The sequence below is a fragment of the Pseudonocardia sp. NPDC049635 genome (genome assembly GCF_040659795.1).
GTDB lineage: Bacteria > Actinomycetota > Actinomycetes > Mycobacteriales > Pseudonocardiaceae > Pseudonocardia.
The window spans coordinates 144,059-157,551 of record NZ_JBFAON010000006.1 but is presented as its reverse complement, the minus strand read 5'-3'; the positions used below and the strand labels follow the sequence as shown (position 1 = coordinate 157,551).

Sequence of the window (13,493 nt, the reverse complement as noted above, 5' to 3'; positions counted from 1 at the left end):
ATGGCCGTCACCGTAGAGATGCCCGCTCTGGGCGAGAGTGTCACCGAGGGCACCGTCACCCGCTGGCTCAAGTCCGAGGGCGACTCCGTCGAGGTCGACGAGCCGTTGCTCGAGGTCTCCACCGACAAGGTCGACACCGAGATCCCGTCGCCCGCGGCCGGTGTGCTCAAGCGCATCATCGCCGGTGAGGACGAGACCGTCGAGGTCGGCGGCGAGCTCGCCGTGATCGGCGACGCCGACGAGTCCGACGGGGGTGGCTCCGCCGGTTCCGACCAGGCCGCCGAGGAGTCCGAGCCCGAACAGTCCGAGCAGCCCGAGCCCGAGCCCGCCCAGGAGCAGGCTCCGCAGTCGTCCTCCGGGAACTCCGGTGGCTCCGCGGGCGGCTCCGGCACCCCGGTGACCATGCCCGAGCTGGGTGAGTCGGTCACCGAGGGCACCGTGACCCGCTGGCTCAAGCAGGTCGGCGACTCGGTGGAGGTCGACGAGCCGCTGCTCGAGGTGTCCACCGACAAGGTCGACACCGAGATCCCGTCGCCGGTGGCCGGCACCGTGCTGGAGCACACCGTCGGTGAGGACGAGACGGTCGAGGTCGGCGCCCAGCTCGCCCTGGTGGGCGACGGTTCGGCGGCGCCCGCCGAGAAGGCTCCCGAGCAGAAGACCCCCGAGCAGGAGGCCCCCGCCCCGGAGCCGAAGAAGGAGGCCCCGAAGCAGGAGGCCCCCGAACCGAAGGCCGAGCAGCCCAAGGCCGAGGCCCCCCGCGAGCAGCTGGCCGAGCCGAAGGGCTCCACCGACACGCAGGGCCCCGCAGCGTCGTCGTCCGACGGGTCGGGCGACAAGCCCTACGTCACCCCGCTGGTCCGCAAGCTCGCCCAGGAGCACGGTGTCGACCTCGCCTCGGTCACCGGGTCCGGGGTGGGCGGTCGCATCCGCAAGCAGGACGTGCTGGCCGCCGCCGAGCAGAAGTCGGCTCCGGCGCCCGCTGCGGACTCCGGACAGCCGGCTGCGTCCGGCGGTGCGCCGAAGCAGCCGCAGACCGTCCCCACCCGCTCCGAGGACGGCCCGCAGCCGGGCACCACGGTGAAGCTGCCGCGCCTGCGCCAGGTGATCGCCCAGCGGATGAACGAGTCGCTCGCGGTGTCCGCCCAGCTGACCACCGTGCAGCAGGTCGACCTCACCCGCATCGTCAAGCTGCGCAACAAGGTCAAGGAGGAGTTCACCCGCCGCGAAGGCGCCAACCTCACCTACCTGGCCTTCATCGCCAAGGCGACCATCGAGGCGCTCAAGGCGTTCCCGGCGGTCAACGCCTCGATCTCCGAGGACAACAAGCAGGTCACCTACCACGGCTCGGTGCACCTCGGGATCGCCGTGGACACCCCCCGCGGCCTGCTCGTCCCGGTGATCAAGGACGCCGACGACCTGTCGCTGGCCGGGATCGCCAAGAAGATCGCCGACGTCGCCGCCCGCACCCGGGCCGCGAAGATCGGCCCGGACGAGCTGTCCGGCGGCACGTTCACGATCACCAACATCGGGTCCGCGGGGGCGCTGTTCGACACCCCGATCCTGAACCAGCCGCAGGTCGGCATCCTCGGCACCGGCGCCATCTCCAAGGAGCCCAAGGTCGTCACCGGCCCCGAGGGCGACGACGTGATCGCCGTCCGCTCGGTCTGCTACCTGCCGCTGACCTACGACCACCGGCTGGTCGACGGTGCGGACGCCGGCCGCTTCCTGTCGGCGGTCCGGGCCCGCCTGGAGGAGGGCGCCTTCGAGGCCGAGCTCGGCCTGTAGGCCCACCCGCCGGTCACGACGACGGTCACGGCCCGCCCCGGTTCCCCCGGGGCGGGCCGTCCTCGTCCCACGGCCGGGGGAACCGGTGATCACCGTCGCCGCCCGTCGGGTCGCGCGCCGGAGCGGAACCCGGAAGGATCGCGGCCGTGCGAGTCGTCGTCGCCGGTTCGTCCGGCCTGATCGGAACCGCCCTGGTCGCCCACCTGCGGGGCGCCGGGCACGACGTGCTGCGCCTGGTGCGGCGCAGCCCGGCCGCCCCCGACGAGCGGGGCTGGGACCCCCCGGCGGGCACCATCGAGGACGGCGCCCTGGCGGGCGTCGACGCCGTCGTGAACCTCAACGGCGCCGGGCTCGCGGACCGGCCGTGGAGCGGGGCCCGCAAGCAGCTGATCCGGGACTCCCGCAACGTGCCCACCGAGGTGCTCGCCACCGCGGTGGCCCGGCACGGTGTCCCGGCCTTCATCAGCGGCTCGGCGGTCGGGTACTACGGCGACACCGGCGACCACGTCACCGACGAGTCCGCGCCGTCGGGCAGCGGGTTCCTCGCCGACGTCTGCCGGGACTGGGAGGCCGCCACCGCCCCGGCCGTGGACGCGGGCGCCCGGGTGGTGCTGGTCCGTACCGGCCTGGTGCTCTCGCCGTCGGGCGGGCTGTTGTCGATGCTGCGGCCGCTGTTCCGCGGCTTCCTCGGCGGCCGGATCGGGAAGGGCACCCAGTACATGCCCTGGGTGTCGCTCGACGACGAGGTCTCCGCGCTGCAGTTCGCGGTCGAGAGCGGGTCGCTGGCCGGACCGGTCAACGTCACCGGCCCGGTGCCGGTCACCAACGCCGAGTTCACCCGCGAGCTGGGCGCGGCGGTCGGGCGGCCCACGCCGTTCGCCGTACCGGCCCCGGTGGTCTCCGCCGTCCTGGGTGAGCTGGGCCGGGAGACGCTGCTCAGCGGGCAGCGGGCGGTACCCAAGGCGCTGCTCGACGCCGGGTTCCGGTTCCGCCACCACACGGTCTCCGACGCACTGTCCGCCGCGGTCGGTACGTGAGCGTGCCGGACGTCCTGGTCGTCGGGGCCGGTCTCGCCGGGCTGCGGGCGGCCGCCGTCCTGCACCGGGCCGGGCTCGCGGTGCAGGTGCTGGAGGCGTCCGACCGGGTCGGCGGCCGGATGGCCACCGACGTGATCGACGGGTTCCGCTGCGACCGCGGTTTCCAGGTGCTCAACTCCTCGTACCCGGCGCTGCGCGCGGCGCTCGCACCGCACGGTCTCGACTCGCTCGCCGCGCGTGCCTTCGAGCCGGGCGCCGCGGTCCGGGCCGGTGACGGTGCGCTGCACCGGTTCGTCAACCCGCTGCGCCGCCCGGCGTCCCTGCCTGCGACCGTCACCGACGACCTGTTCGGCCCGCTGGACAAGGCGAAGCTGGTGGCCTGGACGGGGTGGGTGCTGGGCTCGCCCCCGGCGCGCACCGCGACGATCCTCGACCGCAGCGCCGCCGAGGATCTGGACGCCGCCGGGATCGGCGGTGCGGTCACCGACCGGTTCCTGCGCCCGTTCCTGTCCGGGGTGCTGGCCGAGACCGCGCTGGAGAGCTCCGCGGCGTTCGTCCGGCTGGTGTGGCGCAGCTTCGCGCTCGGCACGGTCGTCGTACCCGACGACGGGATCGAGGCGCTCCCCCGGCGGCTGGCGGCGGCGCTGCCCGCCGGAGCCGTCTCGTTGCGTACCCGGGTGCACGCCGTGCACGGCGGGGACGCGCCGAGGGCGGACACCGACCAGGGCACGCTGAGCGCTCGTGCGGTGCTGGTCGCCGCCGACCCGAGGACGGCCGCAGCCCTGCTGCCCGGTATCGCCGAGCCCCGGATGAACTCCCTGACCACGTTCTTCCACGTGCCCCCGCGGCCGCCGTCGTCGGTGCCGCTGCTGCACCTCGACGGCACCGGTGGCCCGGTCGTCAACAGCGTGGTCCTGACGGCCGCCGCACCCGGTTACTCGGCCGACGGCCGGCCGCTGGTCGCGTCGTCGATCGTGGGGACCCCGGGCCGCACCGGGGTCGACGAGCCCGCCGTGCGCCGCGAGCTGGCCCGCATCTGGGGCGTGCCGACCGGCGACTGGATGCACCTGCACACCGCGCAGATCGACGAGGCGCTGCCGTTGCTGGAGGCCGGGCGGCCGTTGCGCCGCGACGTCGACCTGGGCCGCAACCTGTTCGTCGCGGGTGACCACCGGGACACCCCCTCCACCCAGGGGGCGCTGGTCAGCGGTCGCCGCGCCGCCCGGGCGGTGCTGGCACGCCTGCGCAGCGGACGGGCCGCGGAGTAATCTCGCCGCCATGCCCGCCCCCGATCAGAGCTGCCGTGCAGGAACCGACGACGTCCGCGTGGACCGGCTGGGCCGGGTGGAGTACCTCGCCGCCTGGGACACCCAGCGGGCGCACGCCGCCGCCCGCAAGGACGGCGGCCCGGACGTGCTGATGCTGCTCGAGCACCCGCCGGTCTACACGGCGGGGCGCCGCACCCGGCCCGAGGACCGCCCGCAGGACGGTACCCCGGTGATCGACGTCGACCGGGGCGGCCGGATCACCTGGCACGGCCCGGGGCAGCTGGTCGGCTACCCGATCGTCGCGCTGAGCGAGCCGATGGACGTCGTCGACTACGTCCGGCGGCTGGAGGAGGCTCTGATCCGGGTCTGCCACGACCTCGGTCTGACGAAGGCCGGCCGGGTGGAGGGCCGCTCCGGGGTGTGGCTGCCCGCGGAGGGGATGCGTCCCGAGCGGAAGGTCGCCGCCATCGGGGTCCGCATCCAGGGCGGGATCACCCAGCACGGCTTCGCCGTCAACTGCGACGCCGACCTCGGTGACTTCGGCCGGATCGTGCCGTGCGGCATCGCCGACGCCGGGGTCACCACGCTGAGTGCCGAGCTCGGCCGCGAGGTCACCGTCGACGACGTCACCGACGCCGTGACCACCGCCGTGCTGGACGCGCTCGACGGGCGGCTGCCGGTCGCCGAGCACCCGGTCGCCCGGATGGTCGACCTGATGAGCGGGCTGGGATGACCCCCTCGCTCTTCCGTAGTTCCGTAACATGAGGCCATGAACGGAGTGAGCGTCGACCGCCTCGCCGACCTGGAACGGCGGGTCGCCGTGCTGGAGCGGCGGCTCGCCGGAGCAACGGGGCCGGAAGCTCCGCAGGAGCCGGCCGGAACCGGTGCGGGCACCGTGCGCTACTCCGGCGAGATCACCCTGCACGGTGAGGTCGGCTGGCGCATCGAGTACGACGCCGGCGCCGCGCTCGCCCTCGACGACGAGCCGCGCACCGCGGTGCTCGCCGCGCTCGGGCATCCGGTGCGGGTCCGGATCGTGCGCGGCCTGCTGCACGGCCCGCGCGGCACCACCGAACTGACCGAGGTCGCCGAGCTGGCCTCGACCGGCCAGCTCTACCACCACCTGAAGGCGCTGACCCACGCCGGACTGGTCGAGCAGGACGGCCGCGGCAGCTACCGGATCGCACCGAGGGCCGTCGTCCCCGCGGTGGTCCTGCTCACCGCCGCGGCGGACGTCGCGGGCCAGCTCCGCGGGGCCTGACCGACCCCGTCGGGCCGGACGGATGGTCTCAGCTGCCGGTCAGCTGCGGGACGACCTCGGCGGCGAACTGCTCGATGTGGGCGAGATCGGTCAGATCCAGGATCTGCAGGTAGACCCGGCTCACGCCGGTCCGCTCCGCCCAGGCGCCGAGCCGGTCGACGACCTCGCCCGGGGTGCCTGCCAGGCCGTTGCGGCGCACCTCGGCGGCGTCCCGGCCGATCGCGGCGGCCCGGCGGGCGACCTCGCTGTCGTCACCGCCGAGGCAGAGCACCTGGGCGACCGACCAGGTCAGCCCGGCCGGGTCCCGGTCGATCGCCCGGCAGGCCTGCCGCACCCGTCCGAACTGTTCCGCGACGATCTCCGGCTGTTCGAACGGCACGTTGAACTCGGAGGCGAACCGGGCCGCCAGTGCGGGGGTGCGCCGCTTCCCCTTGCCCCCGACGATGATCGGCGGCGGGTCCTGGACGGGCCGCGGCAGCGCCGGCGACGCGGTGACCGAGTAGTGCCTCCCCTGATGGTCGAACCGGCCGCCCGGCGGTGTCGACCACAGCCCGGTGAGGATCTCCAGCTGCTCGGTCAGCATCTCGAAGCGCTGCCCGAGCGGCGGGAACGGGATCGCGAACGCCGCGTGCTCGGCCTCGTACCACCCCGCACCCAGGCCCAGCTCGATCCGGCCGCCGGACATCTCGTCCGCCTGGGCGACGGCGACGGCGAGCGGGCCCGGGTAGCGGAACGTCGCGCTGGTGACGAGCGTGCCGAGCCGGATCCGCTCCGTCTCGCGGCCGAGAGCGGCCAGCGTCACCCAGGCGTCGGTGGGGCCGGGCGGTCCGGCACCGTCACCCATCGCGAGGAAGTGGTCGGAGCGGAAGAAGCCGTCGTATCCGGCGTCCTGGGCGGTACGCGCCACCCGCAGCAGATCGGAGTAGGTCGCCCCCTGCTGGGGCTCGGTGAAGATCCGGAAGTCCACGGCGGTGGACGCTAGCCGCCCGCTACCGTCCCTGCCGTGCAACCGCTCCCCGACCTCCGCTCCCGCACGGTCCTCGTCACCGGCACGACGTCCGGGCTCGGCCGTGCGCTCTCCGGCGCCCTCGCCGGGGCCGGTGCCCGGGTGCTGATGACGGCCCGCGACGCCGTACGGGGGCAGGCCGCCGCCGAGCAGGCGGGCGGTGAGCTGGTGCTGCTCGACCTGGCCGATCTCGCCTCGGTCCGGGCCGCCGCGCTGGAGATCCGGGAACGCACCGGTGACCGGCTCGACGTGCTGATCAACAACGCGGGTGTCGCCATGGGGCCGCGCGCCGAGACGGCGGACGGGTTCGAGCTGCAGATCGGCACGAACCACCTCGGGCCGGCGGCGCTGACCTGGCTGCTGATGCCGGCGTTACGGGCCGCGGGCGGCCCCGAGCAGCCCTCCCGGGTGGTGACGACGTCGAGCCTCGGGCACCGGACCGGCCGGCTCGACCTCGACGACCTGCACTGGAAGGCCCGGCGGTACTCGCCGAACGCCGCGTACGGGGCCTCGAAGCTGGCGAACCTGCTGTTCGCCGCGGAGCTGGACCGCAGGCTGCGACTCGCCGGGGACCCGGTGCTGTCGGTGTCGGCGCACCCGGGGATGACCGAGTCGTCGCTGATCCAGAACGCCTTCCGCCGGCGCGGGCGCAGCACCCGGTGGGACCGCGCGTTCGGGGTTCTCGACCGGATGATCACCCAGCCCGTCGAGGACGGGATCGGACCTCAGCTGGCGGCCGCGACCGGCCCGGTGCACGGCGGTGACCACCTCGGCCCCTCCGGCCCCGCCGAGCTGCACGGCCCACCGGGTCCGGCACGGCGTTCCGCCGCCGCCCAGGACCCGGTGCTCGCCGGCCGGTTGTGGGAGATCACCACGGCCGCGACCGGCATCACACCGGACCCCGGGCGTACGGTGTGGAGGTGACCGTCGCACCCGAAGGCCGCAAGCTGCTCCGCCTCGAGGTCCGCAACTCGGAGACCCCGATCGAGCGGAAGCCCTCCTGGATCCGTACCCGCGCCCGTACCGGTCCGCAGTACACCGAGCTGAAGGGCCTGGTCCGGTCCGGCGGCCTGCACACGGTGTGCGAGGAGGCCGGGTGCCCCAACATCTACGAGTGCTGGGAGGACCGGGAGGCCACGTTCCTGATCGGCGGCGAGCAGTGCACCCGGCGCTGCGACTTCTGCCAGATCGACACCGGCAAGCCCTCGGCGCTCGACGTCGACGAGCCGCGCCGGGTCGCCGAGTCGGTGCGCCAGATGGGCCTGCGCTACTCCACCGTGACCGGTGTCGCCCGCGACGACCTCGACGACGGCGGCTCGTGGCTCTACGCCGAGACCGTCCGGCTGATCCACGAGATGAACCCGGGCACCGGTGTCGAGCTGCTGATCCCGGACTTCAACTCGCGTGACGAGCAGCTCGGCCCGGTGTTCGACACCCGCCCCGAGGTGCTGGCGCACAACCTGGAGACGGTCCCGCGGATCTTCAAGCGGATCCGCCCGGCGTTCCGCTACGAGCGCTCGCTCGAGGTGATCACCAAGGCCCGGGAGAAGGGCCTGGTGACCAAGTCCAACCTGATCCTGGGTATGGGCGAGACCCCGGACGAGGTGACCGCCGCGCTGCGCGATCTGCACTCCGCCGGCTGCGAGATCATCACGATCACCCAGTACCTGCGCCCCACCAAGCGGCACCACCCGGTGGAGCGCTGGGTGAAGCCGGAGGAGTTCGTCGAGCACTCCAGGACGGCCGAGGAGATCGGCTTCGCGGGCGTGATGGCCGGGCCGCTGGTGCGCTCGTCGTACCGGGCGGGGCGGCTCTACGCGCAGACCGTGGCGCACCGCGGCGAGCAGCTGCACCCGGATCTGGCGCACCTCGCCGAGTCCGGTCCGGCCGCCCAGGAGGCGAGCTCGCTGCTCGCCCGCAGCTGACCACCTCCGCGCACCGTTGATCGCGGCGGGGACGTAGGCTGGGCACATGCCCGGCAAGCCCCGCAAGCCCACGCCAGAAGAGAAGAAGGCGCGCAAGGCCGCGAAGAAGGCTGCGTCGAAGCAGCGCCGCCAGCAGATCTGGCAGGCGTTCCAGATGCAGCGCAAGGAGGACAAGAAGCTCCTCCCGATCATGATCGGGGTCTTCGTCGGTGCCGTCGCGCTGATCACCCTCATCGGCTGGCTCTTCGGGCTGACCTGGTTCTTCGTCCCGTTCGGCGTGATGATCGGCGCGCTGGGAGCGTTCAGCGTGTTCGGGCGCCGGGTGCAGCGTTCGATCTACACCAAGGCCGAGGGGCAGCCGGGCGCGGCGGGCTGGGCGTTGGACAACATGCGCGGGCAGTGGCGGATCACGCAGGGCATCGCGGGCACCACACACCTCGACGCGGTGCACCGGGTCATCGGGCGGCCCGGGATCATCTTCGTCGCCGAGGGCGCCCCGCACCGGGTGAAGAGCCTCATCGCGCAGGAGAAGAAGCGCACCGCCCGGGTCGCCGGCAGCACCCCGATCTACGACATCGTGGTCGGCAACGACGAGGGCCAGGTCCCGCTCAAGAAGCTGCAGCGTCACCTGATGAAGCTGCCGCGCAACATCTCCGCGGCCGAGATGGACTCGTTGGAGAACAAGCTCAACGCGCTCGGCAGCCGGGCCGCCGCCATGCCGAAGGGCCCGCTGCCCCAGGGCGCGAAGATGCGCAGCATCCAGCGCACCGTCCGCCGCCGCTGAGATCCGGCTGCTGGACTGCTGGGCTGCTGGCTGGGCTTCAGCCGCGCAGCACACGCACCACGATCGTCGTACTGGCCCGGTCGTGCCAGCCCCGGCCGTCCGGGTCGCGGATGAACGGCGGGACCACCAGGGCGATCAGGGCGGTGCGCAGCAGCGCTCGCGGGATGCCCACGTAGTGGGCCATGTCGGTGCGGGCGACCCGCATCCCGAGCGCGATGTGGCCCGGGCTCATGCCGAACACCGACACCATGAGCGCGGTGATCACGAACCACACCCCGAGCACCCCCCAGCTGAAGTCGGGGGTGCCGAGCGCATCGGTGCCGGCGACGAGCAGCACCAACAGGTAGGCCAGCGCCCAGTCGATGCACACGCCGCCGATCCGCCGTCCGAGCCCTGCCACCGAGTAGTGCCCGGTCTCGGGCAGGCCGAAGCGCTGCCCCGGGTACCCGCTCGGCTCCCGGCCGGGGGCGACGGGTGAACCGGGGAGCCAGGACTCGATCCAGCGGGCCATGCCTTCTAGCCTAGGCCTCGCAGCGGGACCGCCGCCGTCGGCCGCTACCGGACATGTGGAACGAATGTGACCGTCGTCCCGGTCCGTGCAGTTAACGCCGGCGAAACAGGTGAGTGATGGGTGGGCAACACGGCACTCCTACCGTCGCCCACGATCTCACCAGCGATCGAAGGAGCCCGAGAGAGTGTTCAGCAACGCCGAAGAGGTACTCAAGTACATCTCGGACGAGAAGGTCGAGTACGTCGACATCAGGTTCTGCGACCTGCCCGGCGTCATGCAGCACCTCACCGTCCCCGCCCAGACGGCCGGCGACCTCCTGGAGAACGGCGCCGCGTTCGACGGTTCCTCCGTCCGCGGTTTCCAGGCGATCAACGAGTCCGACATGGCGCTGTTCCCGGACCCCGCCACGGCCCGCCTCGATCCGTTCCGCAAGCACCGGACGCTGAACGTCAACTTCTTCGTGCACGACCCGGTCACCGGTGAGCCCTACTCCCGTGACCCGCGCAACATCGCCCGCAAGGCGGAGGAGTACCTGGCGGCGTCGGGCATCGCCGACACCGCCTTCATGGCTCCGGAGGCGGAGTTCTACGTCTTCGACTCGATCCGGTTCGGCACCGACCCGCACCAGGCCTACCACCACATCGACTCGGCCGAGGGCTGGTGGAACACCGGCCGCGAGGAGGCCGGCGGCAACCTGGGCTACAAGGTCAACTACAAGGGCGGGTACTTCCCCGTCCCGCCGGTCGACCACTACGCCGACCTGCGTGCCGACATCGTGAGCACGATGCAGGCGTCGGGCTTCGAGGTGGAGCGTGAGCACCACGAGGTCGGCACCGCCGGGCAGGCGGAGATCAACTACAAGTTCAACACCCTGCTCCACGCGGCCGACGACATCATGCTCTTCAAGTACCTGGTGAAGAACGTGGCGTGGCAGAACGGCAAGACCGCCACCTTCATGCCGAAGCCGCTGTTCGGTGACAACGGTTCGGGCATGCACGTGCACCAGTCGCTCTGGAAGGACGGCCAGCCGCTCTTCCACGACGAGTCCGGTTACGGCGGCCTGTCCGACACCGCGCGGTACTACATCGGCGGGCTGCTGCACCACGCGCCGTCGCTGCTGGCCTTCACCAACCCGACGGTGAACTCCTACCACCGCCTGGTGCCGGGCTTCGAGGCACCGGTCAACCTGGTCTACTCGGCCCGGAACCGCTCGGCCTGCATCCGGATCCCGCTGTCCGGGGACAGCCCCAAGGCCAAGCGCATCGAGTTCCGCTGCCCGGACTCGTCCGGCAACCCGTACCTGGCGTTCTCGGCGATGCTGATGGCCGGCCTGGACGGCATCAAGAACAAGATCGAGCCGGCCGCGCCGATCGACAAGGACCTCTACGAGCTGCCGCCCGAGGAGGCCAAGGACATCGCCCAGGTCCCGAGCAGCCTGGCGGCGGTCATCGACAAGCTCGAGGAGGACCACGACTACCTGCTCGAGGGCGGCGTGTTCACCCCGGACCTGATCGAGACCTGGATCTCCTACAAGCGGGAGAACGAGATCGACCCGCTCCGGCTGCGCCCGCACCCGTACGAGTTCGCGCTCTACTACGACGTGTGATCGCTCCGGCCGCCTGACCTGGTGGCCCTCGCCGGGCGCCACGAGACGTCCGCGGCACCGAAGGCCCGGTGCCCCCGTACCCGACGGGGGCACCGGGCCTTCGCCGTGCCCGGCAGGCGCCTCACCCAGGAGGCGGTTCCTGCCCGTAGGGCTCCGCCACGCACCGTCCGGCCAGGGCCGGGAACCCGGTGAGCGCATCGGTCAGCGCGCCCACCCGGCGCCGCTCCCCCGCCAGCCAGGCCCGGCCCCGGCCGGCCCCCGGCACGGCCTCCCTCACCACCCGCAGCACCGGCGCCAGCTCGTGACCGGCGTGCACGAACACGGTCGTGAGGTCCGCGGCCGTCGCCAGCAACCGCTCCTCCGCCGCGTCCGGCACGACGGCGACGGCGACCGCCCGGTCGCCGGTCGTAGCGCGGCCACCCGGGCCGCGAGCGCCGGCTGGGCCGGGTGGTCGGCGACGAGCAGCGTCCAGTCCACCGGGCCCGCCGGGAGTTCCGGCACGTCGCGCGGCCCGTCGACGACGACGGCGGCACCGCGGCGGACGCTGCCCGCCCAGCGGCCGAGCGCGCCCCCGTCGTGGACGACGAGATCGATGTCCAGCTCGCCGCTGGCCACGTGCGGGATGCACGGTGACCGGGCGGGCCCCGGGAATCCCCTGGGCGTGCAGCAACCCGTACGAGCCGGGCCGGGCGTCGGCGAACCGGGCGGCGCGGTCCTCCAGGGTCACCCGGACCGTTCGCGGGGTCAGCTGCTCGACCCGCACCACCGTCGTCGTCAGCGGTCCGGGACCGAGCGGTGGGAGCGCCCCCTCGGCGGGCGACCCCACCTGCGGGTCGAGCCCTTCTCCCGTGCTGCTCACGGCTCCGCGTCCAGCCCGACGGCGGCGAGGAAGGTCCGGAACTTCGCCCGGGTCTCGGCCAGCTCCGCGGCCGGCTCGGAGCCGGCGACGATGCCGCCGCCCGCATAGAGCCGCAGCGCCGCACCCCTGACCTCGGCACAGCGCAGGGCGATCGCCCACTCCCCGTCACCGCGCTCGTCGGTCCAGCCGACGACGCCGGTGTAGTAGCGGCGGTCGTATCCCTCGACCGCCGCGATCAGCGCCGTCGCCGCCGCGAGCGGCACCCCGCCGACCGCCGGTGTGGGGTGCAGGGCCTGGGCGATGTCGAGCGATCCGGTGTCCGGGTCCCGCACCGTCGCGGTGACCCGGGTGGAGAGGTGCCACATCGACGGCGTGCGCACCAGCACCGGCTCGGCCGGCACCACGAGGTCCGTGCAGAGCGGGCCCAGCCGGGCCGCGAGGTCGTCCACCACGGCCCGGTGCTCCCGCCGGTCCTTCTCCGAGGCGGCGAGCGCGGCGGCCCGTGCCCGGTCGGTGACCGGGTCCGGGTGACGCGCGGCGGAACCGGCGAGCGGATTGGACACCACGGCGCGCCCGTGCCGGGACACCAGCAGCTCGGGGCTGGCACCGACCAGCGTCCGGGTGCCCGGCTCGGCGGGATCGGACACGTCGGCGGCGAACACGTGGCCGCGGGGCTCGCGATCGGCGAGCCTGCGCAGCAGTGCACCGATCGGGACGGGCCCGTCACCGGTCAGGTCGAGCGCCCGGGAGAGCACGACCTTCTCCAGCTCCCCGGCGCCGATCGCACGGACGGCGGCCGCGACACCGGCCAGGTACTCCTCGACCGGTGGGGTGGGGGCCGCCCGCCAGCGGCCGGGCAGCGCCGGTGGGACACCGGGCAGCCACCGCGGCGGACCTCCCCGGTACACCTGCCGGGGCACCAGCAGCCGCGGCGGGGTGACCGGATCGAAACCGAGCGCGCCGACCACGATCGGTTCGGGGACCCCACCGGCGCGTGCCGCGGTGAGCAGCGACGACGCGATCTCGGACCACCGGTCGGTGCGCCCGATGGCGTGGCCCGGCGCGACCGCGGTGCCGCGGCCCAGCAGGCTGCCGAAGGGCGAGGAGAAGAAGTGGTCCCCGGGCCGGTAACCGGGCAGCGGGGACGGGGCCGGCCGGACGCCGGTAACCGCGACACCGGAACGCCCCCGCCGGTGCGAGGTGTCGAGGCCGGACCCCGGCCCGGCGGTGTCGAGGCCGGACCCCGGCCCGGCGGTGTCGAGGGCCGGGTCGGTGGATCCGATCTCACCCACCGACGTGCTCGAGCGGCTCCCGGTAGGTGGCGGGGGCGGACGCCGCCGGCCGGCCGGAGGGGACCTCGGCGGACGCGGGCCGGAGCGGGAACCGGCCCGCGTCGTCACACGGGTTCGTCGACATGTGAGGAGACTCCAGTGAGCGAGACGCTGTGACGT

The 13,493-nt window shown here is 73.5% G+C and carries 15 protein-coding genes; 9 read left to right on the top strand and 6 right to left on the bottom strand.

Annotated features, from left to right (window positions below; all coding sequences use genetic code 11):
* The 5 genes from sucB to AB0J24_RS10320 all read left to right on the top strand — a co-directional run bounded on the left by sucB (position 1) and on the right by AB0J24_RS10320 (position 5,351).
* Complete coding sequence (sucB, locus tag AB0J24_RS10340; RefSeq protein ID WP_358678505.1) at positions 1-1,785, top strand: 2-oxoglutarate dehydrogenase, E2 component, dihydrolipoamide succinyltransferase; 1,785 nt, start codon at positions 1-3, stop codon at positions 1,783-1,785.
* Between the two features lie 146 nt (positions 1,786-1,931).
* Positions 1,932-2,822, top strand: coding sequence for a TIGR01777 family oxidoreductase (locus AB0J24_RS10335; RefSeq protein ID WP_358678502.1), 891 nt, complete (start codon positions 1,932-1,934; stop codon positions 2,820-2,822).
* On the top strand, positions 2,819-4,090 hold the full coding sequence (locus AB0J24_RS10330; protein ID WP_358678499.1) for an FAD-dependent oxidoreductase: 1,272 nt from the start codon (positions 2,819-2,821) through the stop codon (positions 4,088-4,090). Before AB0J24_RS10335 ends, AB0J24_RS10330 begins: the two co-directional genes overlap by 4 nt.
* Positions 4,091-4,100: 10 nt before the next feature.
* Entirely contained in the window at positions 4,101-4,823 is a 723-nt protein-coding gene (lipB, locus tag AB0J24_RS10325; RefSeq protein ID WP_358678496.1) for a lipoyl(octanoyl) transferase LipB, read from the top strand.
* A 36-nt stretch (positions 4,824-4,859) separates the two neighbouring features.
* Positions 4,860-5,351 (top strand): helix-turn-helix domain-containing protein, encoded by a 492-nt coding sequence (locus AB0J24_RS10320; RefSeq protein WP_358678494.1) that lies wholly within the window; start codon positions 4,860-4,862, stop codon positions 5,349-5,351.
* 28 nt (positions 5,352-5,379) lie between these two features.
* Here AB0J24_RS10320 and AB0J24_RS10315 read toward each other — a convergent pair whose 3' ends face one another.
* The gene (locus tag AB0J24_RS10315) at positions 5,380-6,318 is read right to left on the bottom strand and encodes an LLM class F420-dependent oxidoreductase (RefSeq protein WP_358678491.1); all 939 of its coding nucleotides are present in this window, start codon (positions 6,316-6,318) and stop codon (positions 5,380-5,382) included.
* Positions 6,319-6,354: 36 nt separating this feature from the next.
* Here AB0J24_RS10315 and AB0J24_RS10310 point away from each other — a divergent pair, with 36 nt between their 5' ends.
* From AB0J24_RS10310 to AB0J24_RS10300, 3 genes are read left to right on the top strand one after another with little or no spacing between them, the layout of a single operon-like run.
* Complete coding sequence (locus AB0J24_RS10310) at positions 6,355-7,281, top strand: SDR family NAD(P)-dependent oxidoreductase (protein WP_358678488.1); 927 nt, start codon at positions 6,355-6,357, stop codon at positions 7,279-7,281.
* Positions 7,278-8,282: a lipoyl synthase gene (gene lipA, locus AB0J24_RS10305; protein ID WP_358678485.1), complete on the top strand. Its 1,005-nt coding sequence runs from the start codon at positions 7,278-7,280 to the stop codon at positions 8,280-8,282. Before AB0J24_RS10310 ends, lipA begins: the two co-directional genes overlap by 4 nt.
* 46 nt (positions 8,283-8,328) lie before the next feature.
* Complete coding sequence (locus tag AB0J24_RS10300) at positions 8,329-9,066, top strand: DUF4191 domain-containing protein (RefSeq protein ID WP_358678482.1); 738 nt, start codon at positions 8,329-8,331, stop codon at positions 9,064-9,066.
* A 37-nt stretch (positions 9,067-9,103) separates the two neighbouring features.
* On the opposite strand, the gene AB0J24_RS10295 is transcribed toward AB0J24_RS10300, so the two are convergent.
* A complete protein-coding gene (locus AB0J24_RS10295; RefSeq protein WP_358678480.1) occupies positions 9,104-9,577 on the bottom strand; it encodes an RDD family protein in 474 nt (157 codons plus the stop codon).
* A gap of 184 nt (positions 9,578-9,761) precedes the next feature.
* On the opposite strand from AB0J24_RS10295, the gene glnA reads away from it, so the two are divergent.
* Entirely contained in the window at positions 9,762-11,183 is a 1,422-nt protein-coding gene (gene glnA / locus AB0J24_RS10290; protein WP_358678477.1) for a type I glutamate--ammonia ligase, read from the top strand.
* Between the two features lie 121 nt (positions 11,184-11,304).
* Here the strand turns inward: glnA and AB0J24_RS10285 are convergent, their stop codons facing one another.
* From AB0J24_RS10285 to AB0J24_RS10270, 4 genes are all read right to left on the bottom strand, one after another.
* The gene (locus tag AB0J24_RS10285) at positions 11,305-11,559 is read right to left on the bottom strand and encodes a hypothetical protein (RefSeq protein WP_358678770.1); all 255 of its coding nucleotides are present in this window, start codon (positions 11,557-11,559) and stop codon (positions 11,305-11,307) included.
* Positions 11,457-11,798 carry a siderophore-interacting protein gene (locus AB0J24_RS10280; RefSeq protein ID WP_358678474.1) on the bottom strand — a complete coding sequence of 114 codons (342 nt, stop codon included), beginning with the start codon at positions 11,796-11,798 and terminating at the stop codon, positions 11,457-11,459. Before AB0J24_RS10280 ends, AB0J24_RS10285 begins: the two co-directional genes overlap by 103 nt.
* A gap of 240 nt (positions 11,799-12,038) precedes the next feature.
* Positions 12,039-13,334, bottom strand: a complete 1,296-nt coding sequence (locus tag AB0J24_RS10275) for an isochorismate synthase (RefSeq protein ID WP_358678471.1) — start codon at positions 13,332-13,334, stop codon at positions 12,039-12,041.
* Positions 13,327-13,458 (bottom strand): hypothetical protein, encoded by a 132-nt coding sequence (locus AB0J24_RS10270; protein ID WP_358678468.1) that lies wholly within the window; start codon positions 13,456-13,458, stop codon positions 13,327-13,329. The genes AB0J24_RS10275 and AB0J24_RS10270 overlap by 8 nt, the downstream gene beginning before the upstream one ends.
* Positions 13,459-13,493 lie beyond the last annotated feature (35 nt).

Bases quoted from the DNA above. Each gene is read 5' to 3' on its own strand.
- lipB (WP_358678496.1), top strand. From the start codon at position 4,101: ATGCCCGCCCCCGATCAGAGCTGCCGTGCAGGAACCGACGACGTCCGC.
- AB0J24_RS10300 (WP_358678482.1), top strand. From the start codon at position 8,329: ATGCCCGGCAAGCCCCGCAAGCCCACGCCAGAAGAGAAGAAGGCGCGC.
- AB0J24_RS10270 (WP_358678468.1), bottom strand. From the start codon at position 13,458: ATGTCGACGAACCCGTGTGACGACGCGGGCCGGTTCCCGCTCCGGCCC.
- sucB (WP_358678505.1), top strand. From the start codon at position 1: ATGGCCGTCACCGTAGAGATGCCCGCTCTGGGCGAGAGTGTCACCGAG.
- AB0J24_RS10295 (WP_358678480.1), bottom strand. From the start codon at position 9,577: ATGGCCCGCTGGATCGAGTCCTGGCTCCCCGGTTCACCCGTCGCCCCC.
- AB0J24_RS10320 (WP_358678494.1), top strand. From the start codon at position 4,860: ATGAACGGAGTGAGCGTCGACCGCCTCGCCGACCTGGAACGGCGGGTC.